A 26,907-nucleotide genomic window follows, 5' to 3' on the forward strand; every position below is an offset into this window, starting at 1 on the left:
CCTATGACGAGCTATGGAGAGCCCTCGGCTCCGTCTGCGATCTGTTTTCGCCACAAGAGTGCCGAAACTTCTTCAAAGCAGCTCAATGTGTTGCATGATTAGCGCCCGACGCTCTAATGAGTTTGATCGTCTCTGCCTTTGTTGCGTTGTCTTTCGTTACTACCGCAAATGCTCAGGTTCGCAAAAACGTTAGTGAATTTGCGGGTCAGCGTTGCAATACGCCGCCGCGCGGCAGTGGCGTTATCATCGGCCAGTTCAGCGGTGTGGATGATTCCCCTTTTGTGAGTGACGGTGACGGGTTGGTGCCCATCGACCGCTTCCGCTGCTTCAAAACCATGTCGGAATGCAAAGGCTGGCTCTATACAATGCAAAGCAAATACACCAACGCCGGACTGCCAACCGTAGTGCGCTGCACGAAACGATAACGACAAAACTGTGATTTTGCGCCCTCCATCTTAATGTCATGCTGCCCGAGAGGCGCATAGCTTATCGATTGGGAGTATTGGATATATGCAGCAAGCAAGCTACGTCCACGGTGCGAACGAAACAGCTCTCATCGGCGACACCATCGGCAACCACCTCGACCTGATAGCAGAGAAATACCCCAATCATCCGGCAGTTGTGGTTCGTCACCAGAATATCCGACTGACCTATGCCGAATTGAAGAGCCGTACCGATGCACTGGCCGAAGGATTGCTTGCCATCGGCCTTCAACCCGGCGAACGCATCGGTATCTGGTCACCCAACAATGTGGAATGGCTGCTCACGCAGTTTGCCAGTGCGAAGGCCGGTCTCATTCTGGTCAATATCAATCCGGCCTATCGCGCACATGAACTCAAGCATGTTCTAGCAAAGGTGGAATGTGCAGCGCTTATCCTCGCGCCTTCGCTCAAAACCAGCGACTACATTGAAATCCTGCGCTCCATCGTTCCAGAGGTTGACGATGCTCGACCAGGATATCTGAGCGCGGAACAACTACCGGCTCTGCGTTGTGTTATTCGCCTAGGCGAGGAACGAACGTCTGGTATGTTTAATTTCGATAAAGTCGCAATCTCCGGCAACACTACCACGATTAAACAGCGACTACAGCTTGCAGACGAGCTGCAATTTGACGATCCTATCAACATCCAGTTCACCAGTGGCACCACAGGCAGCCCAAAAGGTGCGACGCTCACTCATCACAACATCCTCAATAATGGTTTCTTCGTTGGCGAAGCGATGCGGCTCAGTGAACAGGACCGGCTGTGTATTCCGGTTCCTTTCTATCACTGCTTCGGCATGGTTCTGGGCAATCTGGCCTGTGTGACGCACGGCGCGTGTATGGTGATCCCCAATGACAGCTTCGATCCGCTGCTGACACTGCAAACAGTCGAAGACGAGAAATGTACCGGCCTGCATGGGGTGCCGACCATGTTCATTTCGATGCTCGACCATCCGGAATTTGCGCGTTTTGATCTCACCAGTCTGCGCACTGGCATCATGGCTGGTTCGCCGTGCCCGATTGAAATCATGCGCCGGGTGGTCAGCGAAATGCATCAAAGCGAAATCACGATTGCCTATGGCATGACCGAAACAAGCCCGGTCAGTTTTCAGAGTGCAACGACCGACCCGCTGGAAAAGCGCGTATCGACAGTGGGTCGCATCCATCCGCATCTTGAAGTGAAGATCATCAATGCAGATGGCACGATCGCACCACGCGGCGAGAAAGGCGAATTGCTGACCCGCGGTTATAGTGTCATGCGCGGCTACTGGGCCGACGCAGCCGCGTCTGCCGAGGCAATTGATGATGCGGGATGGATGCATACAGGTGATCTCGCGACCATTGATGCGGAAGGTTATTGCAACATTGTCGGGCGCATTAAGGATCTCATTATTCGCGGTGGTGAAAATATCTACCCGCGGGAGATTGAAGAGTTTCTATTCACCCATCCGGCCATCAGCGATGCCCAGGTTTTCGGTGTTCCAGACAATAAGTTCGGTGAGATAATTTGCGTTTGGGTCAAACTACATCGAGACCATGAACTCGGTGAAGAAGAACTGCTGGCATTCTGCAAGCAGCGCATCTCACATTACAAAATCCCGGCGCATATCCGTTTCGTAGACGAGTTTCCGATGACTGTAACAGGCAAGATTCAGAAATTCGTCATGCGGCAAGTGATGATAAAGGAGCTTGAACTCGAAGAGATCAGAACAGCCTAATCTCCCGATGAAAGTGGTCTCACTTTTGGCTCGAATGCTTTATACCAAAGTTCATTGAGTAAGACTCATCGGACTTTGGTTAAGCCCGTGTGGCGATTGAACATTTTCAAGGTGTGATGCGTCAGCATCTTGAGCCGCCTTGGTATTAACGTGCTGGATAGCCATTCTTATGCGCTGGAATAGCCTTGAGATATGCTGCAATTGCGGCACGATCCGCATCCGTCAAATGCGCCATGTTGGCCACTACATCTGCCATTGAACCACCAAGCGAATCAAAATCCGGTGTGAAGCCGCTTTGCAATGCATAAGCAATATCATTCTCACCCCATTCACCAATGCCGCCTTCACCAGACGTTATATTGGGAACGATACCCTTGCGGCCGTCGCTACCTGTTTCAGCCGACAGGGCACCGGCCATCCACTGTTTATTATCAAGCCCGCCAATGACATTGCGCGGCGTATGGCACTCGCCGCAATGGCCGAGAGCTTCCGTCAGATATTGCCCACGCTTCACCTGATCGGATGCGCTTGCAAGTTCGACGACTGGTTTGTCCGAAAGATAGAGCTGTTTCCAAAGCCCCAATCCACGACGGATCGTGAAGGGAAAGTCGAGCTTATGCGGCGCTGCCACATTATCAGAAACAGGTAGTGCCTTCATGTAAGCAAAGAGGTCCGCAACGTCCTGCGGCTGCATCTTTGCGTAAGATGTATAGGGGAAAGACGGATAGAGGTGCTCCCCTGCCCGCCCTGTGCCTTTCAACATTGCATTAGCAAAGTCATGCAGGGTCCAGTTACCGATCCCCTGCTCTGAAGGAGAAATATTGGGCGCAATGAATGTGCCAAAATCAGAAACCAGCTCATGCCCACCCGCAAGCACCTTGCGGTCATCACCCGATGCGCCGGGCGCAGCATGGCAGGAAGCACAGCCCCCTGCCCAGAACACCTGCTCACCTTTTGTTGCATCACCCGGCTGCATCGATGCGATTACCGACTGGTCCACCGTCTGAGGCGTTGTCAGCACCCAGAAGGTAGCAGCACCCATGATGACTATAGCGCCTGCGGCATATGCGAGTTTACGGACCATGGTTTTCTGAATTAATTCTTCTTCACGCGATAAGCTTGATGGCATGAACCGCAATTGGCAGCGACTTGCTGGAACGCTGGTTTCAACGCATCAAGATCCTGTGGCTTTGCGGCAAGCGCAGCAGCGGCATCTGAGCGGAACTTTTCGACATGCTTGACGAAATCTTCCTTGTTTTCCCAAATCTTGGGTGAAGCTTCTGTGTCCCCTTGATCGGAACCAGCGGGGAACAGCGTGTCGACGTCTAGTTTCTTTGCGTCAGCATCAAGTTTCTCAAGTGCAGCCAAAGCCGCAGCAGCATCGAAAGGCTTCTCACCTTTGATCATCGGTGCAAGCTGTCCAACTGAACGCCCCATATCCTTCATGATCGCCTGGCGGTCGGCAATCACATCGGCATGAGCCACACCAGCGGCCAAAGTCGCAACTGAACTGACAACAAGGAAAAATGAACGCATGCGATCCTCCGCATCTAAAAACTGAACAAAATTCGTCTCTTGGTACAAATATCCGATACAATCGTCACCTTTGCAACAAAGGCACCGAATAAATTCCAACAATCAAAAGTAACATGATGAACTTATATCGATTATTACAGATAATTCACGAGAACGTGAAAAACATGATAAAAATACTATTGTTTAACAGTTTCGATATTCTGCCGTACCCACAATTTAAACAGGCATAATTATTGATTTTAATAATCATGTTTTCGATTATTCATAAATTCTGAAAAAGAAAAACCCCGCTTTCGCGGGGCTTTCCATATTTCATACTGACGCAGCAGATTATGCCTTTTCGTACAGCTCAAGCACGTAATCCCAGTTGATGAGGCTATCGACAAAAGCTTCAAGATACTTCGGACGCGCATTACGATAGTCGATGTAATAGGAATGCTCCCATACGTCGACGCCAAGAATTGGTGTTGCGCCGTGAACGAGTGGGCTTTCACCGTTTGCAGTCTTCGAGATTTCGAGCTTGCCATTCTTGACCGAAAGCCATGCCCAGCCCGAACCGAACTGACCAACACCGGCAGCAATGAAGTCTTCGCGGAACTTGTCGTAGCCGCCAAGATCAGATTCAATCGCCTTTTCCAGCTTGCCTGGCAGCTTCTTGCCGCCGCCGTCCTTCTTCAGCCACTTCCAGAAATGGAGATGGTTGTAGTGCTGGCCAGCATTGTTGAAGAGCGCCTGGTTCTTGCCAAAGCTTTCCTTGACGATTTCTTCGAGGCTCTTGCCTTCAAGACCTGAACCTTCAAGCAGTTTATTACCGTTGGTAACGTAAGCCTGATGGTGTTTGTCGTGGTGGAATTCGAGCGTTTCGCGCGACATGAACGGGGCAAGTGCGTCATAATCGTACGGAAGGGCGGGCAGTTCAAAAGCCATTGGAACTCTCCTCTTTGTCTTTCAGCTTGCGGCGGGCAGAGCGGATACATACCCGAAAACTTGCGTGCGCAACTTACATAGGCCGCAACGCTTCGGGCGGCAATGGCGCATATTCTAAATTTGCTGCTCAACGCAATGAATTTTTATTGAAATTGCATAAGGATAAGGTCCACTTTACTTTTTTTAAGATTGATGCACGAAAGGAGAAAATCGGTGTCTTATAGTTCCTATGTTTTCGACGCTTATGGCACATTGTTTGATGTGCACTCAGCCGTGCGTAAACATGAGGATAAAGCAGGACCTGATGGACGTTTATTCTCGGAACTTTGGCGCGCCAAGCAACTGGAATATTCGTGGATTTTAAGCCTGATGGGAGCCTACAAAGATTTCTGGACACTGACGGAACACGCTCTGGATTTTGCTTTTGCAAGATATCCTTCCGTAGACCCGACCCTTCGCACCGATCTTCTTGATGCTTACTGGAAACTCGATTGCTATCCTGAAGTGCCAGCAGCACTCAAAAACCTCAAGAGCCGCGGCGCGCGGTTAGCCATTCTCTCCAATGGCTCTCCAGCCATGTTGGAGGCTGCGGTTAAATCAGCGGCGCTTGATGCCCTGCTCGACGATGTGATCTCTGTAGACACTGTGCAGCGCTACAAAACCGCACCTGCGGTCTATGAACTGGTTACAACGCAGTGGCGGCTTTACCCGTCTGCAATTTCGTTTCAATCGTCCAATAGATGGGATGTTGCAGGGGCCGCGCGATTCGGCATGCGCTCCGTCTGGATCAATCGATCCAACCAGCCCGACGAATATAAACAGTATCCGCCCGCTTTGATTTTGCCGAGCCTTCAGCTCCTTGATTGAATCTCACTAAAACTTGAACGGGCAACTTTGTGCAACAACCGTCTGTTGTGACCAAAATTGTGTCGCAACGGCAACACGAGGCCTATCCCGGGCTTTTAGCCACGTTTAGGCCTTATTACGAACGGCTGGTAGCCATAATTATGGGGCGTTTTGCTCCCACAAATCGCCGAACAAAAGCGTTTGGCATCCCTATAACACCGCAACTTGTGATCAAAACAACGGGTTGGTCGCACTTCATTAACCCTAACCGTTGTATCTGTAGCTCCTCCCGTCACTAATCTGGTTTTCATATGCACACCACCCTTACCCGCCGTTCTTTTCTTACGGCCATGACAGCAACAGCGGCGGCCGGCCTCGCCGGTTGTGCTCAGTTGGGGCAGAATGTTCCAATTGTCGATGTGGATGCTTCAGGCAATCCTATTAACAGGACCCCGCAGGCGAATGTAGACGCCTCGTACGGCAGCTGGGCATCAATGTATGCCGCAGTGGAAGACAATGGCTATCAGCTGCCTGCTATTCCGATCCAGAAAATGGATAAGCGCTATTTGCGTCAGGTCGTTCAGGATCCGACAGGCGAAATGCCGGGAACGATCGTTGTCGATACCACCAACCGCTTCCTCTATCTGGTACTGGGCAATGGCCAGGCAATGCGTTACGGCGTCGGCATTGGTCGCGACGGCTTTGCATGGTCGGGGCGCGCCGTTATTCAGTACAAGCGCGAATGGCCACGTTGGACACCACCGGATGAGATGGTCGCCCGTCAGCCGGAACTCGAGCCATATAGCTCACGCAATGGCGGCATGGCCCCAGGTCTCAAAAACCCGCTCGGTGCACGCGCTCTTTACATCTTCAAGGATGGCAAGGACACGATTTATCGTCTGCACGGCAATCCAGAATGGTGGTCGATCGGTAAGGCCGTTTCGTCAGGCTGCGTACGCTTGATGAACCAGGACATCATCGATCTTTATAATCGCGTACCAGCTAAGTCGCCTATTTTGGTTATGTAATCTGGAACTCGCGAAATGCATAAAAAAGCCCCGGATGTCCGGGGCTTTTTTCATTTCAAACCAGTATAAATCAGCGCTTGAAACTACCCAGAATACCGCGAACCAGCGCACGGCCGAGTGAGTTGCTGACCGAGCGAACCACAGACTTCATTGCTGTTTCGGCAACGGTCTGACGCCCTGAACGGCGACCAGTTCCGAGTGCGGTTCCCACCAGATCACCAAGAATGCTGCCACCTTGCCCGGATTCTTCTTCCTTGGTTTTCTGCTGTGCCACAGCTGCGGCCTGTGCCTTTCTGGCCAGCATTTCAAATGCTGAATCGCGATCGACGGTCTGATCGTACTGACCAGAAACAGGGCTCGCTGATATAATCTTTGCACGCTCTTCTGGCGTCAACGGACCAATCTGCGACGATGGCGGGCGGATCAACGTGCGCTGCACCATTGAAGGTACACCCTTGGCCTGCAATGTTGAAATCAGTGCTTCACCGGTCGAAAGATTGGTGATTGCCTCAAAAGTCTTGAAATCAGGATTTGGACGGAACGTATCGGCTGCCGTCTTCACTGCATTTGTTTCGCGCGGCGTATAGGCACGCAGCGCGTGCTGCACACGATTACCAAGCTGGGCAAGAACAGTTTCCGGCACATCAAGCGGGTTCTGCGTCACGAAATAAACGCCGACGCCCTTAGAGCGGATCAGACGCACCACTTGCTCCACACGATCGACCAGCGCCTTTGGCGCTTCATCAAACAGCAAATGCGCTTCATCGAAGAAGAATACGAGCTTCGGCTTGTCCGGATCGCCGACTTCCGGCAGTTCCTCGAACAATTCCGACATAAGCCACAACAAGAATGTCGAATAAAGACGTGGGCTCATCATCAGCTTATCAGCCGCAAGCACGCTTATCACGCCACGTCCGTCGGTCGTGGTGCGCATCAGATCAGCAATGCGCAGCGCCGGTTCGCCGAAGAACTTGGAACCGCCCTGCTGATCAAGCACAAGCAATGAACGCTGGATTGCACCGACAGACGCCTTGTTGACGTTGCCGTATTTTGCAGAGAGTTCAGCGGAGCGCTCTGCCATTTCTGTAAGCATTGCCTGCAGATCTTTCAAATCCAGCAGAAGCAGGCCTTCTTCGTCAGCGAGACGGAAAGCAACATTAAGCACGCCTTCCTGCGCATCCGTGAGGTTCATCAGGCGCGAAAGCAGCAGTGGTCCCATTTCGGAAATGGTCGCGCGAACCGGATGGCCCTGCTCACCGAAAATATCCCAGAAAATAACTGGAGAAGCCCGCATTTCATAAGGGTCAAGGTGAATCTCTGTTGCGCGCTTGGTCAGGTTATCATTAACGATACCTTTCGCCGCGATCCCCGAAAGATCACCCTTGATGTCGGCGCAAAAAACCGGAACACCGACTGCTGAAAAGCTCTCAGCCAGAACCTGCAATGTCACCGTCTTACCGGTACCCGTTGCACCGGTTACAAGCCCGTGCCTGTTCCCGTATTTCAGTGCCAGATATTCCGGCTGCTGGTAGGAATCATCTGGTTTGCGGCTTGCACCAAGGAAAATTGCATCGTCGGCGGTCATTAGGCAGGTCGCTCCGTAAAAGGTTTGCTTCCTTTACGATATACTAGCACCACCGTCGCGCAACAACGATAAAGCCGAATTCTGGCTTGGATACTTTATTTGCCGTCATAGGAATGCAGAAATTTCCCAATATTTTGAATTAGGAAAGCTTGCAAAGCGCTAACGAGAATGCATATTACGTAAACGTAAGAAATTTGGGAGACTCTGATGGATGAACTGATCGCGCGTATCACCTCGAATGTCGGCATCGATGCGGCAACAGCACAGAAAGCTGTTGGCATGATTTTGGCGTTTCTGCAGAAGGAAGGGCCAGCTGACAAAGTACAGCAGCTGCTCGCAGCATTTCCGGGTGCCGAAGAAGCCATTTCACAAGTGAAGGGTGGCGGTCTGCTTTCCGGACTTATGGGTGGCGTAATGGGCCTTGGTACTCAGTTGATGGGTGCAGGTCTTGGCATGGGTGAAATCTCTGGCGTTGCCAAAGAGACCATCCGCTTTGCCAAGGAAAAGGCTGGCGACGAACCCGTCGATGCAGTGGTCGGCTCGATCCCAGGCCTCGGACAGTTTATCTGAGTTCACATTATGAAGAAAAGCCCCGGAGAACCGGGGCTTTTCTTATGCTTCTTTTATAACTTTCACGCCAACATGCTGCGCCCGTCCAGCACCCCAGCCATTGATTGCAGCGCCCACGCCCAGCAGTGCAAAGAAGATACCACAAGCTTCGAAACTGCCTGTAGCACCGTGGATCATTCCCACGACCAGTGGCCCGATGGAGGCCAGCGTATAACCTACGCATTGCGCCATGCCTGAGAGGTGCGCGGCTGTATGGGAATCTGGCGAACGCAGCACAATCACCATCATCGCAGCGGCAATCAGACCGCCCTGCCCAATTCCTTGAATGGCTGCAAGTATCCAGAAACTCCATTGCGGCAGATAAAGAAAGCCTATCAGCGGAAGGGCCGCGCTGATGCAAAGCACTGCATTGAGCAGGCTCTGGCTTTTCTGTCGAACAGCAATCGACGGGATAGCAAGACAGGTAACGACCTGCACCATGATCGAGAACGAGACCAGGCCTCCGGCTGCGGTCGCGCTCAAGCCCTGCTCGCGTAAGATCGGAGCAAGCCAGCCGAAAACCACGTAGGCCATGGAGGATTGCAACCCCATAAAGAGTGTGACCTGCCAGGCAAGCTTATCTTTCCACAGCCCGATGACTTTAAATCCGGAATGCGCAACATTGTGCTTTGCCCGCAGCGCCTGCGGCAACCACAGAGCAAGCACGAGAGCGGCCGGAATAGCCCAGAAGGCCAGCGCCAAGTTCCATGAACCGCCGAGCATATGTTCAATCGGAATGGTAAAGCCCGCAGCTGCAGCAGCGCCACCACACAGCGCCATAGTATAAAAGCCAGTCATAATCGCAGCCGTTTTCGGGAAATCTCGCTTCACCACGCCGGGCAGCAAAACATTGCCGGTCGCAATAGCAGCGCCAGCTAATATTGCGCCAATATAGAGGGAAGCCGAATTGCCGATGCCGCGGATTGCGGTGCCTATGGTCAAAACAATCAGCACAAAAAGCAATACACGCTCAGCACCGAACCGCTGTGCGAGACGAGGTGCAAAAGGTGCAAATACACCGAGACAGACAACCGGCAAGGTCGTCAAAAGACCTGCAGCAGTTGCCGACATGCCGGTGGCTTCTATGATTTCGGGCAGAAGGACGGAAACACTTGAAAAGACAGGGCGCAAGTTAGCTGCAATCAGCACGAGGCTCAGACCAAGCAGCACGCGCAAAGCAGGACTTGGCAGGCGCTGTGCGGCAGGCTGCGGCACACTATCGGCTTCCGCATCGACAAATGGCTCTGCATGTTGCGCCAGTTCTTCCTCCGTCACGGGACGCGACGGAACTTCATTTGTGCGGCTCATGATGCCAACAGCCTTTCAAGTTCTTCAATCAGAGGCGTCATAAATCGACGCACCGCAGCGCCCGCCAAATCGGGATTGCCGGTTGCTATGGCTTCTATAATGGCGCGATGTTCTTCATGATCTGGTTCCGGCAACTCTCCGTCGAGTGTGGCTTCTATTGATTCCCGGATGGACTGGGAAAAGAACGCATAGACCGCAACCAGCGCGCTATTGCCCGATGCTGCAACAATGGCTTCATGAAAGGCAAAATCCCGCAAAACAAAATCGGTTCTGTTCTCGTCAGCGCGTTTATTGCGCTGCTCCAGCTTCAGTTCAAGATGGCGGATCGTTTCCGATGTTGCGCGTTGCGCGGCAAGACGCGCCGCTTCAACTTCAAGGGCAGCCCGCGTTTCAAAACGATCACGCAGACTGGTATGGCGAATGCGATCAAAGCTGCGGCTCGTGTCGGATGCGGATAACACATAGGTTCCAGACCCCTGTCGTGTTTCCAGCATGCCTTGAGCGACCAGCGCTCGCACAGCTTCACGTACAGTTCCACGGCTGACACCAAGTCTGGCAGAGAGGCTCGCTTCATTGGGCAATTGCTCGCCCACGCGCCAATTGCCGGCTGTAATTTCAGACCGAATGGATTGCTCGGCTGCTTCCGCCAGGCTTTTTCTCGATAATGCTTCCATAATTCACCAAAGTCATCAGATGATTTGATCATTTATATGTCACAATCTCTCATGTCAATGTGGATTACATGGGCGCATAACGCGTATCCCGAAAACCGTTTCACACTTTTCGCGATGCGCCCAATCTGCTTTAACCGTGCTTGCCGCATTCCGTTAACAATTATCGCGCAATGTAGCAGGCTAAAATTGAGACTGTTTGACCGGGTGCCGCATGATTACGCTTTACTGCCTTAACGGAGATCATCTCGAAAGCGTCGAGGTGGAACCGGGGAACCCCTTGCCCGACAATGTCATATGGATCGACCTGCTCGCGCCGGGCGTCAATGAAGATCACATCGTCGAAGCATGGACAGGCATCTCCATTCCTACACGCGAAGATATGACGGAAATTGAAGAATCGAGCCGCTTCTACATGGAAAGCGGTGCACAATATCTGACCGTTCCGATTCTACATGCTGTTGATCTCGATCACCGCGAACTGGCACCGGTCACCTTCATCCTGCACGGCTCGCGGCTCGTCACCGTGCGTTACGCGAATCCCAAATCCGTCAGCATCTACATTGCGCGCGCAATAAAGCCAGGTAACGGATTGATCCCGGCCAAGTGCTCTGGCCTGTCCATCATGCTGGGCATTATCGAGGCCACCACCAATAGGCTCGCGGATATTCTGGAAGGTGTGGCTGGTAAGATCGATGCAGCTTCGCATTCCATCTATCGCCGCCAGCCGAAGGCGAGACCAATGACGACTGAGGATTTCCGGCACATCCTCACACAGATCGGTGGACAAGGAACATTCCTGTCCAGAATGCGTGAAAGCCTGGCTGGTGTCAGCCGTATGCTGGTTTATCTTTCTGCAATCAACAGTCCTGTCGCCACCAAGAAAGACACCCGATCATGGATCAAGTCGCTCGAACGCGACGCGCAATCACTCGTCGCTTACGTGGACTTTTTATCCAATAAGGTCACATTCCTACTCGATACAATTGTTGGACTCATCTCCGTCGAGCAGAACGCCATCATCAAGATTTTCTCCGTTGCGGCTGTGGGCTTCATGCCGCCGACACTGGTTGCTTCCATTTACGGCATGAACTTCTCTTTCATGCCGGAATTGAATTCGCCGTGGGGATATCCAATGGCGCTTGGCCTGATGGTTGCCTCTGCCCTGCTTCCGCTTTTCTATTTCCGCAGGAAGGGGTGGTTGTAGTTCAACCACTAACAGCCACGATCTCCCACTCCTTGCCGTTGATCATGACGACGTCACCTACCGGTTTACCAAAAAGCATGATGGCGACCGGGGCCATGTGAGATATTTTACCCTTGGCCGGATCAGCTTCGTCTTCGCCGACGATGGTCCATGTGCGGGCCGTTCCGTCGAGATCTTCGAGTTCGACCGTCATTCCAAAACGCACAACGTTGCTATCGCGCTCCGGCACGGACAGCTCAGCTGTTTCGCGCCGCGCTGTCCAGTAGCGTAAATCGCGTGAAAGACGCGCAATTGTGGAGCGTTCTCCCGCGACATTGGCCTCAGCCAATTCGCGGTGCAGCCGCGCAAGTTCGTCCTCAATCAGCTTCATGCCATCCGGCGTGACGAGATTACGATGCGGGCTAATGGGACGCTCACCGAGATCAGTCGGAGCGTCATCCTGTTCCTTGGTAAAAGCTCTGCTCATCTCTCAAATGTATGCAGAGCGGACAATACGCGCAAGCCCACAACCTTATTCGCGGACGTTTCCATTGCCACAAACTCTGACCTTCATTTGTCAGAGTTTTTATTGATTGATCAGTCAATCAAATATAAAATAGAGATCAAAGGCCTCAAAACGGAACAACGATTATGCCCAAGATCGGGATGGAACCTTTACGGCGGCGCGAACTGATCGATGCTGCCATCCGCACAATCGGCCAGCGCGGTTCACTGGACGTAACTGTTGCGCAGATTGCTCATGAAGCAGGTGTATCGCCTGCGCTCGCGCATCATTATTTTGGCGGCAAGGACAAACTCATCCTCGCCACCATGCGTCATCTGCTTCGCGAGCTTGGAAGTGACTTGAACGCCGCAATGAAGCTTGCTGAAACGCCGCAAGAACGCATTGCAGCGATTATTGCGGTGAACTTTTCCGCTTCGCAGTTCGCACAGGAAACGATTGCTGCCTGGCTGACCTTCTATGTCCACGCGCAGCAGTCGGAAGACACCAAACGGCTCTTACGCATTTATGCGCGCCGCCTGCATTCAAATTTCGTCTTTGCACTTGAACAACTGACCAGCCGCGACCGTGCAAATCGCATTGCCGAAGGTGCAGGTGCGTTGATTGACGGACTTTATATCCGGCATGCGTTGGGTGCCGACGCACCAAATGCAGCATCTGCGATCACTCTCGTGGAAGATTACATTGCCGTTCAGCTGTCGGTGGAGAAATGAGCATGGAAGCGGACTTCGTTATCATCGGCTCCGGCTCTGCCGGTTCAGCTATGGCCTACCGCCTCTCCGAAGACGGCAGACATTCGGTTATCGTGATCGAATTTGGCGGACCGGACATCGGACCGCTGATCCAGATGCCTGCCGCCCTCTCCTTCCCCATGAATATGGAAACGTACGACTGGGGGTTTTCTACCGAACCTGAACCACATATTGGTGGACGCAGCCTGGTGACGCCGCGTGGCAAAGTGGTTGGCGGCTCCTCTTCGATCAACGGCATGGTTTACGTGCGTGGTCATGCCCGCGATTACGACCATTGGTCGGAAAGTGGCGCGCGGGGCTGGTCCTATGCCGATGTGTTGCCCTATTTCAAGCGGATGGAAAATTCGCATGGCGGACAAGACGGATGGCGCGGTACGGATGGTCCGTTGCATATTCAGCGTGGCAGACGCGATAATCCGCTATTCAAGGCCTTTGTGGATGCGGGACATCAAGCGGGTTTTGAAGTCACGGAAGACTATAATGGCCAAAAGCAGGAAGGCTTCGGCCCGATGGAGCAGACGATCCATAATGGACGCCGCTGGTCTGCGGCTAATGCCTATCTGAAACCGGCTTTAAAGCGCCCGAATGTCAAACTCGTCAAAGGCCTCGCACGCAAGATCGTGCTTGAGGGCAAACGCGCCGTGGGCGTCGAAATCGAAGCAGGTCGCACCTTCTCAACCATTCGTGCACGACGCGAAGTCATTATAGCGGCTTCGTCTATCAACTCACCAAAGCTTCTGATGCTGTCGGGCATTGGCCCTGCAGTGCAGCTGAAAGAGCATGGAATTGATGTAGTGGCAGACCGCCCCGGTGTAGGCCAAAATCTGCAAGATCATCTTGAAGTCTATATCCAGCAGGAATGCACGCAGCCCATCACGCTCTACTCCAAGCTCAACCTTTTCTCGAAAGCGATGATCGGCGCGCAATGGCTGTTCTTCAAATCAGGAGATGGCGCCACCAACCATTTTGAATCTGCTGCTTTTGTGCGCTCGAAAGCAGGGGTGGAATATCCCGATATTCAATATCACTTCCTCCCAGTCGCCATTCGTTACGACGGCAAGGCAGCAGCAGAGTCTCACGGATTTCAGGCACATGTCGGGCCAATGCGATCCAAATCGCGCGGCAGTGTGACGCTTCGCTCGGCCAACCCACGAGACAAGCCACGGATTCAGTTCAACTATATGTCGCACGAGGATGACTGGGCAGACTTCCGCCATTGCGTGCGGCTAACCCGAGAAATATTCGGCCAGAATGCCTTCGCGCCCTTTAGTGGCGCCGAAATTCAGCCCGGCGCAAATGTGCAATCGGATGATGAGATCGACAACTTCCTCCGCGAACATGTGGAAAGTGCATTCCATCCTTGCGGAACCTGTAAGATGGGTGCAGTTGACGATCCGATGGCCGTCGTTGACCCTGAATGTCGTGTTATCGGTATTGATGGCCTGCGTGTTGCAGATTCGTCTATTTTCCCGCGTATAACCAACGGCAATCTCAACGGGCCGTCGATTATGACCGGTGAAAAGGCTTCCGATCACATTCTTGGCCGCACGCCCCTAGCACGCTCCAATCAGGAGCCCTGGATTAACCCACGTTGGCAAGTTTCCGATCGTTAAAGCGACTCTGTTGAAGCCGGATTACCGAAGCTACTCTAACTATTTGTTTTTACGTATTATCCCACGCAAAACCGCCTTACAATTTTGGCTCAAATGCAAGGATGAAACCCGAGGAGAATAAAATGAAAGTACAACCCAAAGCCTCGCATTTCATCGGCGGCGCATTCGTCGAAGACAAAGCGGGAAAGCCGCTTCCCGTTTTCTATCCGGCAACTGGTGAAGAAATCGCCAAGCTCTATTCGGCAACGCCTGATGTGATTGAGGCCGCCTATGCGGCAGCCCTCAAAGCACAGGGCGAATGGGCGGCACTCAAGCCTGTCGAGCGCGGCCGCATTCTGCGCCGCACGGCGGAAATTTTACGCGAAAAAAACAAGAAACTGTCAAAGCTTGAGACACTCGACACCGGCAAGGCGCTTCAGGAAACGCTTGTTGCAGATGCAGCGTCCGCCGCAGATGCTCTCGAATTCTTCGGCGGCATCATCTCCGGTTTCAATGGCGAGTTCGTGGAGCTTGGTGGATCGTTTGCCTATACGCGTCGTGAAGCGCTCGGCATCTGCGTCGGTATTGGCGCATGGAATTATCCGATTCAGATCGCCGCATGGAAATCTGCCCCGGCGCTCGCCATGGGCAATGCATTCATCTTCAAGCCATCAGAAAACACGCCCCTCTCCGCGCTCGCGCTGGCTGAAGCCTATAAGGAAGCGGGCCTGCCGGATGGTCTGTTCAACGTCGTTCAGGGCTTTGGTGATGTGGGTGCTGCACTCGTCAATCACCGCCTGACTGCCAAGGTTTCCCTGACCGGATCGGTTCCGACAGGCAAGCGGATCATGTCGCAGGCTGGCGAGCATTTGAAGCATGTCACGATGGAACTTGGTGGCAAATCGCCAATTATCGTTTTTGACGATGCAGATCTTGAAAGTGCCATTGGCGGCGCGATGCTCGGCAACTTCTATTCAACCGGTCAGGTCTGTTCAAACGGCACCCGCGTGTTCGTTCATAGGAATGTACGTGAACGATTTGTTGAACGTCTCGTCGAACGTACGCGCAAGATTCGTATTGGCGATCCGCTTGATGAAGCGACCCAGATGGGACCGCTCGTCAATGGTGCGCAGCGCGACAAGGTTCTCTCCTATATCGAAAAAGGCAAAGCCGAAGGCGCGACCCTCGCCTATGGTGGCGGCGTTCCAAAGCTGCAGGGTTTCGATAAGGGCTGTTTCATCGAGCCGACCATCTTCACAGACGTAACCGACAACATGATGATCGCCCGTGAAGAAATCTTTGGCCCTGTCATGAGCGTTCTGGAGTTCACAGACGAAGATGAGGTGATTGCACGCGCCAACGATACTGAATTTGGTTTGGCCGCTGGTGTGTTTACGGCTGACATCGCACGTGGCCATCGCGTGATCAGCCAAATCAAGGCCGGGACTTGCTGGATCAATGCCTATAATCTGACACCTGTGGAAGTGCCATTCGGTGGCTACAAGCAATCCGGCATAGGGCGTGAAAACGGCATCGCAGCCCTGACGCATTACAGCCAGATCAAGACCGTCTATGTAGAAATGGGCAAGGTCGACAGCCCTTACTAAAAGTTCATTTTAGTTGAAACTGCAAAGCCCTGACAATATTAGCAATCACTAATATTGTCAGGGCTTTTGTATCTGTCGTCTTACATTATATTTACGACACAATATTGGCAGATAAACTTCGGCTTCTCGAAATATTGATCACTATTTTTCTTATTATATTGAATTTTAACGACTAATTGATTGCTTTTATCGAATACCCTTGCGCGGGAAACATGATAATAGCTTCCCGCGACGGGGTAGGAATGACAAAAGAGCTGTTTTTATCGACAGATATGGTCGATGCCGAAATTCGTGACGATTTCTGGCGTGACGCCGTAAAGCTGTTTTACGAAGTGTCGTCGCTCGATGATGAAAATAAAAGAGGCTTTATAGGAACATTACGTTCTTACCCCTTCGGCAATATGTTGGTCGGTTCTACAACGTTCAACAGTCAACATTATGAGCGCACAACGAGTATCATCGCCCAGAGTGGTCTTGATCATTATGTCCTTCAGGCCATGCTGGCTGGTACTTTGAGCGGCGACTTCAATGGTGTTGCTGTCTCTGCGAAGCCCGGTGATATTTTCATTCTCGACATGGCCCAAGTCATATTCAGTCAAGCTGAAGCAGGCGCGCGTCTGACCGTCATCATGCCTCGTCAAGAACTTGAGAAGCTTGTTGGCTGGCGCAATCTGCATGGGATGATTCTTAAAGCCGAGGCTCCCACGACACAGCTTTTGTTTGAATATCTGCGTGGCTTGAATGATGTTGTTCAGGAGCTTTCGGCGATGGAATCTATTGCCGCCAAGGATGCTTTGTTGGTGCTGCTTGCTTCATGCATCAAGGGTGCCGACAAAGGTTCAGTTGAGAATGTCCCGATCAACCTGCCCATACGCAACCGTATCCTTGCTTACATCGACAAGAACATCACAAATCCGCTGCTGGGACCACATTCGATACAGCAGCATTTCCGCATGTCACGGTCGCATCTTTATCGCGCCTTTGAGCCGGATGAAGGCGTGGCAAAGGTTATTCGCGATAAAAGATTGGATCTTGCGTACCGGATTGTTATCGACAAGAAGGGCAAGGCAATTTCCTTGAAGGAGGTCGCTTATCGCTGCGGATTTCACGATGGAACGCAGCTCACGAAGGCTTTCAAAGCCCGTTTCGGGCTTACACCGAAGGAAGCGCGCGAAGCTCAAGATCCCATACCACTACAGGGAGACGGTGGAACTCTGACTATTCATGAGCATCTGTCCTTACAGGCCAAAAAGGCCGGTATTCTCCAAAATTAAAGCATTTCCAGCAAAAGTGGGAACCGGCTTTGCGTTCGGAAATGCGTAAAAACAAATAGTTAAAGCGGCTCCAACGATTCAATATTAACTGGAACCGCTGTAATGCGGCAGATTGCGATCAGAGGACGCAGCTAAACCGTTGCGTCCAATCGATAGTGTGTCAGGTGATTGCTGCGCCCGTTCGCATGCTGAGCCAGCCAGAACCGTTTGAATAGACCATTTGGGGGCCGGTACTTGCATTATTGACAAAAACCATCGCCCCTGCCCCATGCGCTGCTGCCGATGGCAAATCTGCTATCGCAAAAGATGCAGGACGTATCGGGCCGTCGACATGCAGGCGAGTTTCCGGCCATATGGAGCCGACTGCGACATTGCCGGTTGCTCGATCAACCTTAACAGCTTCGCGCCAATTGCCCACATCGTCGCCAACCTTGATGCTGAAATTATTATCGCCATTCAGGCCCATCTCTGCATGGCCCGTCCAGTTTGATTGGAACAACAGGCTTGCTGTATTTGTTGCCGCCTGTTTGTTCACTTTGATCTGATGGCCGGCACCCGCATTGTTAAAGAGGCTTGCTTCCGACGAGATTGCAAAACGGTTGATTGCATCCGCTGTGGCCTGCACACCAAGCATCGAGAGCGACAGGCTATCGGGCATCGAGCCTGTGACCTCCCACTCAGTGCCGTTGAACACCAGCAATCTGCCTTCATCCTCGACATAGGCAAGCCAGCCTTTTGCGACCGTAACAAAAGACCAGCCGTCATCGATGAAGAAGGCAATCATTCCGTCTTTTCCAACCCACAGGCCGGTTGCAGGGCTTGCAACTATATGCCGCTCACCTGAGAGCGGTGCGATGGGCGCGCCAGTTTGTATGCGCGATTTCACACTGAGATGCACGACGGCGTCAAGCAACCGCAGCGCCTCATTATGCGTGACATGCTTCTGCGCCTGACTGGGCATGATATAGGGAAGTTTCAGATTTGGTGTTTGATCCATAAAAAGCTCCTCGCGTTGGTAATGCGGGGAGCTTAATGGCTCTCAGGTAGAGGGGGATAAGTCAGCTTCCGCGATAGGTCGAATAAGACCAGGGGCTGACCAGAAGTGGCACATGGTAATTGCCGTCTTCATCCGCGATCGCGAAACGGATTGGGATGAGATCAAGGAACGGAGGATTGGCAACGTCTGCGCCGCGTGCTTCAAAATATTCAGCGACATGAAATTGCAGCTCATAAGTGCCTTCCTGCATTTCACTCCCGCTCAGCAGCGGCTCATCTGTGCGACCATCGAGATTGGTGACAGTACGCTTAATCAGCTCCGTTTTTCCCAAGGCTCCAAGCCTATAAAGCTCAATCCGCATCGCTGCCGCCGGACTACCATGCGCAGTGTCGAGAACATGTGTAGATAGCTTGCCCATTTTGATCCTCAGATTTGCGTTTCAAAAGCCGGGATTGTCTCGATGCGATAGGCGACATCCGGAAGGAAATACTCCTCCAAATTATCCTCGTTGCCTGCGCGGTCAACAATAAGAAAATCTGACGTCTGCTCAAGGGATACAAGCGGATGATGCCAGACATTGCGCCAATAGTTGACGCCCTGATCACCTCGCGCCAAAAACGCTCTCGGTCGCGCGGGTTTGCCTTCAGCATCTTCTGCCACCACCACCAGAAACGGCCTGCCGTTCAAGGGTATGAAGGCCTGAGATCCGAAAGGATGGCGCTCCATCATCACGATGTCGATTGGTGCTGAGAAAGACTGTCCGCGAAAAATATTGATCAGAACACGTGCGTCAGTGCCAACGGCCTCGACGCGGGCAAGATCGTGGAAGCGTTCCGTCGTGCCATTGTTGATGAGACGTCGCTCAGCACCGTTCACCTCGATAACATCCCCAAAAGGGGCAAAAGCCGCCTTTGTCAGCGGCTCAACTTCCAGCACTTCAAACTTCACGCTTTTCTCCCCCACAAACCTGATTTTATGCAGTCTAACAAAGCTTTGCCGCCGACTAATTGTCAATCGCAAAGCAGTTTCAACAAAGTCATGAAAAAGGCCGCGCAACGAACTCGGACCTTGAGATTTATCAATGGATTGTGCTGATCAACGCTTGAATAGTGCCAACATTGCCGGGACACTACAGGCCGCAAGTGCAAGCTTGACCAGATCGGCGATGATGAAGGCACCAAAGCCAAAGGCGATACCTTTTTCAATGCCATACAAATAACTCACCCAGCCCGCGCCCATGACGAGCACGACGGCTTCTGCAAGCAGCATGACACCGCCAAGCGCAAGCGGCTTGTGTGCGAGCCCCTTATCCGCAGCTCGACCAATCATCCATGCGGCAACGAGATAAGAAAGCAGATAGCCACCAGTAGGCCCCATCATATAGGCAAGGCCCACGCCCTTTTCGGGTGTTCCTGTGAAAACAGGCATGCCGAGCACACCCTCAAGCAGATAAAGCGCGACAGTGGCAACAGCCAGACGTGAACCATAAAGCGCAGAAATTGCAAACAGTGCTGCAGTCTGCATCGTCACATTGACGTAGAGAAGATCAACCTTGATATTTGCCGAGAGCGTGAGAACCGCGCTACCAAGAATTGCCAGCACAACAAACCGGAAAGCCCGTGTCAGTTGCTTGGTTTGCAAGTAGCCAGCGGGAAGAGACGCCACGGCAATTTTTGATTTATTTCTCTGACGCATCTTTGTCTCACTCCTATAATCGGCGCTGTGAGTATCGCTTCACCAGATAATCATTTGAAACCGGACTATATTCGTCCTAAGCCGTTCGAAGAATTGCAACAATACAAACCGACAAACCAAAACGAGTTGGATTATTCAATGGCGCTTGATTTCGACGGCAGCTTCTCCCCGGAATATGGGGCGCCGGTTGCCTTGCGTAAAGACCTGCTCCGCCTGACTGCGAATAATCCGAGCGCTTTTACATTTCATGGCACAAACAGCTATATCATAGGGACAGATACGCTCGCCGTTATCGATCCAGGTCCAGAGGACGAAGCGCATTTTCAGGCTCTTCTCGCTGCAATCGCCAAGCGCCCCGTGAGCCATATTTTTGTAAGCCATACCCATCGCGACCATTCCCCCCTCGCAAGGCGGCTGAAGGAACAGACCGGTGCGCTTGTTGTTGCCGAGGGTCCACATCGCCCCGCCCGTCCTTATTATAGCGGCGAAGTGAACTTTCTTGAGGCAAGTGCCGATACCGATTTCGCACCCGATCTGGTCCTGTCCGATGGTGCAAAGATCGACGGCGACAGTTGGGCGCTGCGCGGCATACACACCCCCGGCCATGCAGCCAACCACATGGCCTTCGGCCTCGAAGGCACAGGCATCCTGTTTTCTGCCGATCATGTGATGGCATGGGCGACGTCTATCGTTGCGCCACCAGACGGTTCAATGAGCGATTACATGGCTTCGCTTGAGAAGCTGCTTGAACGCGATGATGATATCTATCTCCCTGGCCATGGAGGTGCAGTCACAAAGCCGGCGGCGTTTGTGCGGGGATTGCGTGCACATCGTAAAATGCGAGAACGCGCAATACTGGAGCGGATCGTTCAAGGCGATCGCACGATCCCGGATATGGTCAAAGCGATCTATCGCGAAACCGACCCACGTCTGCATGGTGCTGCAGCACTCTCGGTACTGGCGCATCTCGAAGATCTCGTCGGACGCGGGGAAATCATCACTGATGGCTATCCATCCCTGAATGGGATCTATCAGCCGCGCTGATCATTCAACATTGGCTGGAGCCTTGTTGACCTCGCCTTCGAGTGCCGACAAAAACTCGGTTATGAAGGCGGCATTCAGCCCCATGTCCCGCTTGCCGTAACGCGACAAGGATCGCATATCGACATAGGTGGTTTCGCCTTCATCAAGCAGACGGATAACCACATCGCTCTTCAAGCCAAGAAAAGTGCTGTGGGCCGTCGCAGCAAAACGCGTAGCATTCTGCTCTGGCAAAGGAATGTCGCGACTAATCTGCGTCCAGCCAAAGGCCTTGAGGGTATTTTCTACCCCTTGCGCAACCCGATCTGGAGCTGCGGGATAACGGCGCCCCATTACATCCGGATAGGCTGACATTTGCCCTATCATATCCGCGGCAACATCAACTGAGAGCGCGTTCATGCCCGGCAAGCGGGCTGGCATTGTCGATGGAAACTGTGGCGGCGTCTCAAAATCAGTTGTCAGATCATAAAGCTGTGGCGAGCCATACCAAAGAGAGCCTACAAAACAGAGCGGCAGCAGAACTGCAAAAGCCAGAAAGCTGCCGCAGAAAGAGCGTGCTCCACCCTTGTCGCCATTGACCCACAAATTACGTAGTCCTTTTGCGGCACATAACAGCGCGAGTATCGCAAGCCCACCACCGAGGGTAGCAACCAGAACAAAATCCGGCGTTTCCAGCTTGCCGAACCTGTGCAGGATAAGACCCAGCGCTGAAAGCACGGCCGCAAATACGCCAAAACGCAAAGCCCAAATGGCTGAACGAGACTGTCGGCGTTGATAGCGAAGTTTTCTCATGCAGGATCCCAACCGCGTTTCAGAGCGCTTCCATGCATAACAGAGAGAGCTCGGACGCAAAAGGAAAAGGCAAGGCACGCACTGTCAATTCATCCAGTTACAAAGAATGAGCGGGAAAAATAGAGTGAAATCAATATAAAAGCTATTGCAGCAACTTCTAACGAAGGGCATGATCGCGTATATGGGGGCTTTTTTCGGATTCGTCGGAGAGGACGACATGGATCGCACCCTTCATAATGGCCATGAGCCAGCTACATCCAGCGCTGCTGAAGCCGATCAGGATGTAATGACGCTGGAAGCAGTCGAGCTTGAATTTGCGCTCGGAGCCATCGACGTTCTGATCGAAGGATTTGACACTGCCCTTGCCAAGGCAGCAGAACGTGTGGGCGGAGAAGTTCTGTTCAACATGCCTGCGCTCGACACCAGTGAAACACAACGTATTGGCGCTATTGCTATTGCAGGCCAACCACAAGATCAGGTTGTTTTTGTCACGTTGGGCAATGACGGCACAACGCTTTCCGTTGCCCCATTGACTGGCGAGAATGCTTTGTTTGAAAGCCTTGGACGCAATTACGCAGCAGTCATGAAAAGCCTATCCCCAAAGGACAAGACAAACGGTAGCTAAAGCATGTCGTGCTCAAATGGATTCATTTGAGCTCCCGCGAACATGCGACAATTAAAAGAATCTAGAGCGTGCGTCATAGGTGCTATTAAGCGCGACACGCTCTAGAGCTTAAAACCATCACTTGTTTGCGGGCGGCTTTGCAAGTGTCGCAGGTGCGCCTGCGTGCAGATTATGGTCCGGCACCGGGTTGAGCGTCATGGACGTCTCAACGTCTCTTAGCTTCACAAACTTCATGCCCTTGGCCTGAAGTGCCAGAATGCCCTTGGCCACGCCCTCACCTGCCGAGCGCGTTGGCTGATTGATATGCGAAATGATGACATCACCATCGCGTGCAGCCGAAATGCGCCTTGCAACGACAGGCGCAAGCAGCGATGCACCCTGATCGCCGTTCAATGAATAACCGCCGATTTTGTAGCCCATGCTCGTCGCGAGTTTAACCGCATCGGTCGAATAGCGGGCGGTTGCATCACGATACCATTGCGGCTTTGAAGCGCCTGACTTGGCGATTGCATCGGCACCACCATCAATTTCCGAACGAACGGCATCCAGTGAACCCGCTGTTTTGATATTATACATGGTCTGCACATTGGTTATGGCTGGCACATGCATATTGCCGTGGTTCTCAATGTCGAAGAGGTCAGGATGCGCCTTCATCAACGCAAAGGCTTCCGCATTCTGCTTCAGCCAGCGTCCAGTAACAAAAATCGTCGCCGGAATGCGTTTCTGCACCAATACATCGAGAATACGGTGATCCGTTTTCCCCATGCAGGCATCGAGCGTCAGCGCCACTTGCGGCGCAGCCGCCCCACCCTTTGCAATACGCAATTGTGGTTCAACAATTCTGATTTTTTCGTTGTTTTCCGGCTGCGGAAGCGCATCATATGCGCTGGCCACAGTGTTCAAACAAATGAGCGCGACCCCCGCCGCAAGTAACTGACGCAACATATCTGCCCCGATAAACAAAGTTCTGGCATTAAGACTCACAGTTTACAGCGCCAGAACCAAAGCCGAATTATGGCACATAATTTTATGGCCCATCTGATTCAATCAGATGGGCCTTCTCAAGTCTTCAATTGACGCGCATCTTGTCCGAAAACGGCTTCACACTTTTCGGGACGCGCTATTTCGTGCTGAGGCCTGCGCTGCCGCCAGACGTGCAATCGGCACACGGAAAGGCGAGCAGGACACGTAATCAAGCCCGGTCTTCTCGCAGAAAGCTATCGACGTCGGATCGCCGCCATGTTCGCCACAGATACCAAGCTTGAGATTGTCGCGCGTTTTACGTCCACGTTCGGCGGCGATCTGGATCAGTTCACCCACGCCCTCTAAATCAAGCGAGACGAACGGGTCCTGTTCGATCAAACCACGGCTCTGGTAAGTCGAAAGAAACGGAGCAGCATCATCACGCGAAATACCAAATGTCGTCTGCGTGAGATCGTTCGTACCAAATGAGAAGAACTCTGCGGTCTCTGCAATCTCGGCAGCACGCAAAGCCGCACGTGGCAGCTCGATCATAGTGCCAACCATATAATCGATCTGAACGCCAGCTTCGCTGATAACCTCTTTTGCCACAGCATCAATGCGCGCTTTGACAAAATCGAGCTCTGCCTTGAGACCAACCAGCGGCACCATGACTTCCGGCACCACCGGTTCGCCGGTCTTTTTGCCAGCTTCGACTGCGGCCTCAAAGATCGCTCGCGCCTGCATTTCAGCAATCTCTGGATAAGACACGGCCAAACGGCATCCGCGATGGCCCAGCATCGGATTGAATTCGTGTAAGCTCTCGGAACGTTCGCGCAGCTTATCAGCATCGACACCCATAGCACTTGCAACTTCCGCGACTTCTTCGTCCGTGCGCGGCAGGAATTCGTGGAGCGGCGGATCGAGCAAGCGGATTGTAACCGGCAGCCCCTTCATGATCTCGAACAGTTCGACAAAGTCCGAACGCTGCATCGGCAGAAGCTTGTCCAAAGCCGTGCGACGACCTTCCTCTTTGTCGGCAAGGATCATTTCGCGCATTGCTATAATGCGTTCGCCTTCGAAAAACATATGCTCAGTACGGCAGAGCCCAATGCCTTCCGCGCCGAATGAACGTGCTGTTCGGGCATCTGCAGGTGTTTCCGCATTGGCCCGCACTTTCATGCGACGTGTCTTATCCGCCCATTGCATCAGCTGACCAAAGTCGCCGGAAAGCTCCGGCTGCAACATGGCAACCGCCCCCTTCAGTACCTGACCGCTGCCGCCATCAACGGTGATAATATCGCCTTTTTTGAACGTCTGACCTGCGGCCAGCATCGTGCCGTTGCGGTAATCGACACGCAGCGATCCTGCGCCAGACACACAAGGCTTACCCATACCGCGTGCAACAACTGCGGCATGACTGGTCATGCCGCCGCGTGTTGTCAGAATGCCTTCGGCCGCGTGCATGCCGTGAATATCTTCCGGGCTCGTTTCAACGCGCACGAGGATAACATTGCGGCCTTCAGACTTGGCCTGTTCAGCATCTTCCGACGAAAACACAATCTCACCTGTCGCAGCCCCCGGCGAAGCTGGCAGTCCCTGGCCGATAACGATGCGCTCGGCACGAGGATCGATGGTCGGATGCAAAAGCTGGTCAAGCGCTGCCGGATCAATACGCAGCACGGCTTCTTCTTCAGTAATCAATCCTTCGGCGGCCATCTCGACAGCCATTTTCAACGCTGCTTTGGCCGTGCGCTTGCCCGAGCGCGTTTGCAGCATCCAGAGCTTGCCACGTTCGATGGTAAATTCGAGATCCTGCATGTCGCGATAATGCCGCTCAAGTCGGCTAGCCACTTTCAGAAACTCGCCAAATGCTTCCGGCATTACCTTTTCAAGCGACGGTTTGTCGGAACCAGCGGCAATTCGCGCTTCCTCGGTAATGTTCTGCGGCGTGCGAATGCCTGCAACCACGTCTTCGCCCTGTGCATTAACCAGAAACTCGCCGTAGAGCTTCTTTTCACCGGTGGAAGGATTACGGGTAAAGGCAACGCCCGTTGCAGAGGTTTCGCCCATATTGCCGAAAACCATCGCCTGAACATTGACGGCGGTTCCCCATTGCGCTGGGATATTATGCAGACGGCGATAGGTGATAGCGCGCGCATTCATCCAGCTTGAGAAGACTGCGCTGATCGCACCCCAAAGCTGCTCACGCGGGTCTTGCGGAAATGGCGCGCCCAGTTCTTCTTCGACCTTGGCCTTGTAAAGCCCGATGACTTCCTTCCAGTCATCAGCGCTCAACGCTGTATCGACTTCGACACCAAGATCGGCCTTCTTGTCTTCCAGAATTTCTTCAAAGAAACCGTGGTCGACACCCAACACCACATCTGAATACATCTGGATGAAGCGGCGATAACTGTCGTAAGCAAAACGCTCGTCACCAGCCTCTCGCGCGATAGCCTGAACGGTCTCATCATTGAGGCCAAGGTTCAGAACCGTATCCATCATGCCTGGCATGGAGGCGCGCGCGCCAGAACGCACCGAAACCAGCAACGGCTTTTCCGTGCCGCCAAATGCGCGACCGGTCAGATCTGCAACATGGTTCAGTGCCTTTTGCACCTGCCCATCGAGTTCGTCGGGATAGGTGCGTTCATGGTCGTAATAGGAGGTGCACACTTCGGTCGTTATTGTAAAACCGGGCGGCACTGGCAGACCAAGGCTGCTCATTTCAGCCAGGTTCGCTCCTTTGCCACCGAGAAGGTTGCGATCGCTCGCAGCGCCCTCTGCCTTACCATCACCGAATGCGTACACCCACTTCGCCATGCTGGCCTCCCTTGCGCAGGTAACGGTCCGCAATGCCTGTGCTTTTTCCACAGGCCTGCAGAAATTATCTTCGTGCTTATGCGATCAAGTCGTTGCCTGCCAATCAAAAAAGACAAAGCACCGTAATAGAATCGATTAGACCGCTAAGGCTAAAGCATGTCGCGCTCAAATGGATTCATTTGAGTTCCCGCGAACATGCGCAATTCAAAGAATCCAGAGCGAGCGTTGTGGGTGCGATTAAGCGCAACACGCTCTAGGCTCCAAACCCAATTAAACATTTGATCAAATTACTTCTTCATGATTCACTCTCCTGATAACGGGAGTTTTGGAGCAT

Annotated in this window: 26 protein-coding genes; 12 read left to right on the forward strand and 14 right to left on the reverse strand. The window is 52.7% G+C overall.

Annotated elements, in window-relative coordinates:
- Positions 1–116 precede the first annotated feature (116 nt).
- Both OIV19_RS22245 and OIV19_RS22250 read left to right on the forward strand, forming a co-directional pair.
- Complete coding sequence (locus tag OIV19_RS22245) at positions 117–425, forward strand: hypothetical protein (RefSeq protein ID WP_235901713.1); 309 nt, start codon at positions 117–119, stop codon at positions 423–425.
- Between the two features lie 85 nt (positions 426–510).
- Complete coding sequence (locus tag OIV19_RS22250; protein WP_264233979.1) at positions 511–2,199, forward strand: AMP-binding protein; 1,689 nt, start codon at positions 511–513, stop codon at positions 2,197–2,199.
- A gap of 145 nt (positions 2,200–2,344) precedes the next feature.
- Here OIV19_RS22250 and OIV19_RS22255 read toward each other — a convergent pair whose 3' ends face one another.
- From OIV19_RS22255 to OIV19_RS22265, 3 genes are all read right to left on the reverse strand, one after another.
- Positions 2,345–3,283 (reverse strand): cytochrome c, encoded by a 939-nt coding sequence (locus OIV19_RS22255; RefSeq protein WP_151091391.1) that lies wholly within the window; start codon positions 3,281–3,283, stop codon positions 2,345–2,347.
- An 11-nt stretch (positions 3,284–3,294) separates the two neighbouring features.
- Complete coding sequence (locus OIV19_RS22260) at positions 3,295–3,735, reverse strand: cytochrome c (RefSeq protein WP_264233981.1); 441 nt, start codon at positions 3,733–3,735, stop codon at positions 3,295–3,297.
- Between the two features lie 330 nt (positions 3,736–4,065).
- Positions 4,066–4,662 carry a superoxide dismutase gene (locus OIV19_RS22265; RefSeq protein WP_095446240.1) on the reverse strand — a complete coding sequence of 199 codons (597 nt, stop codon included), beginning with the start codon at positions 4,660–4,662 and terminating at the stop codon, positions 4,066–4,068.
- A gap of 213 nt (positions 4,663–4,875) precedes the next feature.
- Here OIV19_RS22265 and OIV19_RS22270 point away from each other — a divergent pair, with 213 nt between their 5' ends.
- Positions 4,876–5,529 (forward strand): haloacid dehalogenase type II, encoded by a 654-nt coding sequence (locus OIV19_RS22270; RefSeq protein WP_264233983.1) that lies wholly within the window; start codon positions 4,876–4,878, stop codon positions 5,527–5,529.
- A gap of 290 nt (positions 5,530–5,819) precedes the next feature.
- Positions 5,820–6,536, forward strand: a complete 717-nt coding sequence (locus tag OIV19_RS22275; protein WP_095446237.1) for a L,D-transpeptidase — start codon at positions 5,820–5,822, stop codon at positions 6,534–6,536.
- A 70-nt stretch (positions 6,537–6,606) separates the two neighbouring features.
- Here OIV19_RS22275 and OIV19_RS22280 read toward each other — a convergent pair whose 3' ends face one another.
- The gene (locus OIV19_RS22280; RefSeq protein ID WP_264233985.1) at positions 6,607–8,121 is read right to left on the reverse strand and encodes a helicase HerA-like C-terminal domain-containing protein; all 1,515 of its coding nucleotides are present in this window, start codon (positions 8,119–8,121) and stop codon (positions 6,607–6,609) included.
- A 207-nt stretch (positions 8,122–8,328) separates the two neighbouring features.
- Between OIV19_RS22280 and OIV19_RS22285 the strand changes: the two genes are divergently transcribed.
- Positions 8,329–8,691, forward strand: coding sequence for a DUF2267 domain-containing protein (locus OIV19_RS22285; RefSeq protein WP_134153060.1), 363 nt, complete (start codon positions 8,329–8,331; stop codon positions 8,689–8,691).
- A gap of 42 nt (positions 8,692–8,733) precedes the next feature.
- Here OIV19_RS22285 and OIV19_RS22290 read toward each other — a convergent pair whose 3' ends face one another.
- Together OIV19_RS22290 and OIV19_RS22295 are read right to left on the reverse strand one after the other, a co-directional pair.
- Positions 8,734–10,038, reverse strand: coding sequence for a CynX/NimT family MFS transporter (locus OIV19_RS22290; protein WP_264233986.1), 1,305 nt, complete (start codon positions 10,036–10,038; stop codon positions 8,734–8,736).
- Entirely contained in the window at positions 10,035–10,712 is a 678-nt protein-coding gene (locus OIV19_RS22295) for a FadR/GntR family transcriptional regulator (protein WP_151091386.1), read from the reverse strand. Before OIV19_RS22295 ends, OIV19_RS22290 begins: the two co-directional genes overlap by 4 nt.
- Before the next feature lie 211 nt (positions 10,713–10,923).
- Here OIV19_RS22295 and OIV19_RS22300 point away from each other — a divergent pair, with 211 nt between their 5' ends.
- Complete coding sequence (locus tag OIV19_RS22300; protein ID WP_024897243.1) at positions 10,924–11,916, forward strand: magnesium transporter CorA family protein; 993 nt, start codon at positions 10,924–10,926, stop codon at positions 11,914–11,916.
- 1 nt (position 11,917) lies between these two features.
- Here OIV19_RS22300 and OIV19_RS22305 read toward each other — a convergent pair whose 3' ends face one another.
- On the reverse strand, positions 11,918–12,382 hold the full coding sequence (locus tag OIV19_RS22305; protein WP_264233987.1) for a GreA/GreB family elongation factor: 465 nt from the start codon (positions 12,380–12,382) through the stop codon (positions 11,918–11,920).
- A 164-nt stretch (positions 12,383–12,546) separates the two neighbouring features.
- On the opposite strand from OIV19_RS22305, the gene betI reads away from it, so the two are divergent.
- The 4 genes from betI (at position 12,547) to OIV19_RS22325 (ending at position 17,643) form a co-directional block, all read left to right on the forward strand.
- On the forward strand, positions 12,547–13,131 hold the full coding sequence (gene betI, locus OIV19_RS22310) for a transcriptional regulator BetI (RefSeq protein ID WP_264233988.1): 585 nt from the start codon (positions 12,547–12,549) through the stop codon (positions 13,129–13,131).
- A gap of 2 nt (positions 13,132–13,133) precedes the next feature.
- Positions 13,134–14,783: a choline dehydrogenase gene (gene betA / locus OIV19_RS22315; RefSeq protein WP_095446230.1), complete on the forward strand. Its 1,650-nt coding sequence runs from the start codon at positions 13,134–13,136 to the stop codon at positions 14,781–14,783.
- Between the two features lie 122 nt (positions 14,784–14,905).
- Positions 14,906–16,369, forward strand: coding sequence for a betaine-aldehyde dehydrogenase (betB, locus tag OIV19_RS22320; RefSeq protein ID WP_264233989.1), 1,464 nt, complete (start codon positions 14,906–14,908; stop codon positions 16,367–16,369).
- A 242-nt stretch (positions 16,370–16,611) separates the two neighbouring features.
- The gene (locus OIV19_RS22325) at positions 16,612–17,643 is read left to right on the forward strand and encodes a helix-turn-helix domain-containing protein (RefSeq protein WP_264233990.1); all 1,032 of its coding nucleotides are present in this window, start codon (positions 16,612–16,614) and stop codon (positions 17,641–17,643) included.
- Between the two features lie 160 nt (positions 17,644–17,803).
- On the opposite strand, the gene OIV19_RS22330 is transcribed toward OIV19_RS22325, so the two are convergent.
- The 4 genes from OIV19_RS22330 to OIV19_RS22345 form a co-directional block, all read right to left on the reverse strand.
- Entirely contained in the window at positions 17,804–18,640 is an 837-nt protein-coding gene (locus OIV19_RS22330) for a DUF2793 domain-containing protein (RefSeq protein WP_151091383.1), read from the reverse strand.
- A 61-nt stretch (positions 18,641–18,701) separates the two neighbouring features.
- Complete coding sequence (gene uraH / locus OIV19_RS22335) at positions 18,702–19,058, reverse strand: hydroxyisourate hydrolase (protein ID WP_095446226.1); 357 nt, start codon at positions 19,056–19,058, stop codon at positions 18,702–18,704.
- Positions 19,059–19,066: 8 nt separating this feature from the next.
- The gene (locus OIV19_RS22340; protein WP_151091382.1) at positions 19,067–19,588 is read right to left on the reverse strand and encodes an ureidoglycolate lyase; all 522 of its coding nucleotides are present in this window, start codon (positions 19,586–19,588) and stop codon (positions 19,067–19,069) included.
- A gap of 147 nt (positions 19,589–19,735) precedes the next feature.
- Complete coding sequence (locus OIV19_RS22345) at positions 19,736–20,335, reverse strand: biotin transporter BioY (protein ID WP_264233993.1); 600 nt, start codon at positions 20,333–20,335, stop codon at positions 19,736–19,738.
- A gap of 138 nt (positions 20,336–20,473) precedes the next feature.
- On the opposite strand from OIV19_RS22345, the gene OIV19_RS22350 reads away from it, so the two are divergent.
- Complete coding sequence (locus tag OIV19_RS22350; protein ID WP_264233994.1) at positions 20,474–21,379, forward strand: MBL fold metallo-hydrolase; 906 nt, start codon at positions 20,474–20,476, stop codon at positions 21,377–21,379.
- Here OIV19_RS22350 and OIV19_RS22355 read toward each other — a convergent pair whose 3' ends face one another.
- On the reverse strand, positions 21,380–22,168 hold the full coding sequence (locus tag OIV19_RS22355) for a DUF1499 domain-containing protein (RefSeq protein WP_264233996.1): 789 nt from the start codon (positions 22,166–22,168) through the stop codon (positions 21,380–21,382).
- 217 nt (positions 22,169–22,385) lie between these two features.
- Here OIV19_RS22355 and OIV19_RS22360 point away from each other — a divergent pair, with 217 nt between their 5' ends.
- A complete protein-coding gene (locus OIV19_RS22360) occupies positions 22,386–22,793 on the forward strand; it encodes a hypothetical protein (protein WP_095446221.1) in 408 nt (135 codons plus the stop codon).
- A gap of 117 nt (positions 22,794–22,910) precedes the next feature.
- On the opposite strand, the gene OIV19_RS22365 is transcribed toward OIV19_RS22360, so the two are convergent.
- Both OIV19_RS22365 and ppdK read right to left on the reverse strand, forming a co-directional pair.
- On the reverse strand, positions 22,911–23,738 hold the full coding sequence (locus tag OIV19_RS22365; RefSeq protein WP_095446220.1) for a polysaccharide deacetylase family protein: 828 nt from the start codon (positions 23,736–23,738) through the stop codon (positions 22,911–22,913).
- Between the two features lie 156 nt (positions 23,739–23,894).
- Positions 23,895–26,573 carry a pyruvate, phosphate dikinase gene (gene ppdK, locus OIV19_RS22370; protein ID WP_264233998.1) on the reverse strand — a complete coding sequence of 893 codons (2,679 nt, stop codon included), beginning with the start codon at positions 26,571–26,573 and terminating at the stop codon, positions 23,895–23,897.
- Between the last annotated feature and the right edge of the window lie 334 nt (positions 26,574–26,907).

Origin of the sequence: Brucella sp. HL-2 (assembly GCF_025846885.2) — a bacterium.
Lineage (GTDB): Bacteria > Pseudomonadota > Alphaproteobacteria > Rhizobiales > Rhizobiaceae > Brucella > Brucella quorumnocens.

Excerpts from the sequence above, each read along its gene's own strand:
- OIV19_RS22295 (WP_151091386.1), bottom strand. The coding sequence starts at position 10,712 with ATGGAAGCATTATCGAGAAAAAGCCTGGCGGAAGCAGCCGAGCAATCC.
- OIV19_RS22355 (WP_264233996.1), bottom strand. The coding sequence starts at position 22,168 with ATGAGAAAACTTCGCTATCAACGCCGACAGTCTCGTTCAGCCATTTGG.
- OIV19_RS22350 (WP_264233994.1), top strand. The coding sequence starts at position 20,474 with ATGGCGCTTGATTTCGACGGCAGCTTCTCCCCGGAATATGGGGCGCCG.
- OIV19_RS22275 (WP_095446237.1), top strand. The coding sequence starts at position 5,820 with ATGCACACCACCCTTACCCGCCGTTCTTTTCTTACGGCCATGACAGCA.
- OIV19_RS22260 (WP_264233981.1), bottom strand. The coding sequence starts at position 3,735 with ATGCGTTCATTTTTCCTTGTTGTCAGTTCAGTTGCGACTTTGGCCGCT.
- OIV19_RS22325 (WP_264233990.1), top strand. The coding sequence starts at position 16,612 with ATGACAAAAGAGCTGTTTTTATCGACAGATATGGTCGATGCCGAAATT.
- OIV19_RS22330 (WP_151091383.1), bottom strand. The coding sequence starts at position 18,640 with ATGGATCAAACACCAAATCTGAAACTTCCCTATATCATGCCCAGTCAG.
- OIV19_RS22285 (WP_134153060.1), top strand. The coding sequence starts at position 8,329 with ATGGATGAACTGATCGCGCGTATCACCTCGAATGTCGGCATCGATGCG.
- OIV19_RS22305 (WP_264233987.1), bottom strand. The coding sequence starts at position 12,382 with ATGAGCAGAGCTTTTACCAAGGAACAGGATGACGCTCCGACTGATCTC.
- OIV19_RS22255 (WP_151091391.1), bottom strand. The coding sequence starts at position 3,283 with ATGGTCCGTAAACTCGCATATGCCGCAGGCGCTATAGTCATCATGGGT.
- betA (WP_095446230.1), top strand. The coding sequence starts at position 13,134 with ATGGAAGCGGACTTCGTTATCATCGGCTCCGGCTCTGCCGGTTCAGCT.
- OIV19_RS22300 (WP_024897243.1), top strand. The coding sequence starts at position 10,924 with ATGATTACGCTTTACTGCCTTAACGGAGATCATCTCGAAAGCGTCGAG.
- ppdK (WP_264233998.1), bottom strand. The coding sequence starts at position 26,573 with ATGGCGAAGTGGGTGTACGCATTCGGTGATGGTAAGGCAGAGGGCGCT.
- OIV19_RS22245 (WP_235901713.1), top strand. The coding sequence starts at position 117 with ATGAGTTTGATCGTCTCTGCCTTTGTTGCGTTGTCTTTCGTTACTACC.
- OIV19_RS22265 (WP_095446240.1), bottom strand. The coding sequence starts at position 4,662 with ATGGCTTTTGAACTGCCCGCCCTTCCGTACGATTATGACGCACTTGCC.
- OIV19_RS22360 (WP_095446221.1), top strand. The coding sequence starts at position 22,386 with ATGGATCGCACCCTTCATAATGGCCATGAGCCAGCTACATCCAGCGCT.
- OIV19_RS22250 (WP_264233979.1), top strand. The coding sequence starts at position 511 with ATGCAGCAAGCAAGCTACGTCCACGGTGCGAACGAAACAGCTCTCATC.
- uraH (WP_095446226.1), bottom strand. The coding sequence starts at position 19,058 with ATGGGCAAGCTATCTACACATGTTCTCGACACTGCGCATGGTAGTCCG.
- OIV19_RS22365 (WP_095446220.1), bottom strand. The coding sequence starts at position 23,738 with ATGTTGCGTCAGTTACTTGCGGCGGGGGTCGCGCTCATTTGTTTGAAC.
- OIV19_RS22290 (WP_264233986.1), bottom strand. The coding sequence starts at position 10,038 with ATGAGCCGCACAAATGAAGTTCCGTCGCGTCCCGTGACGGAGGAAGAA.
- OIV19_RS22280 (WP_264233985.1), bottom strand. The coding sequence starts at position 8,121 with ATGACCGCCGACGATGCAATTTTCCTTGGTGCAAGCCGCAAACCAGAT.
- betB (WP_264233989.1), top strand. The coding sequence starts at position 14,906 with ATGAAAGTACAACCCAAAGCCTCGCATTTCATCGGCGGCGCATTCGTC.
- betI (WP_264233988.1), top strand. The coding sequence starts at position 12,547 with ATGCCCAAGATCGGGATGGAACCTTTACGGCGGCGCGAACTGATCGAT.
- OIV19_RS22345 (WP_264233993.1), bottom strand. The coding sequence starts at position 20,335 with ATGCGTCAGAGAAATAAATCAAAAATTGCCGTGGCGTCTCTTCCCGCT.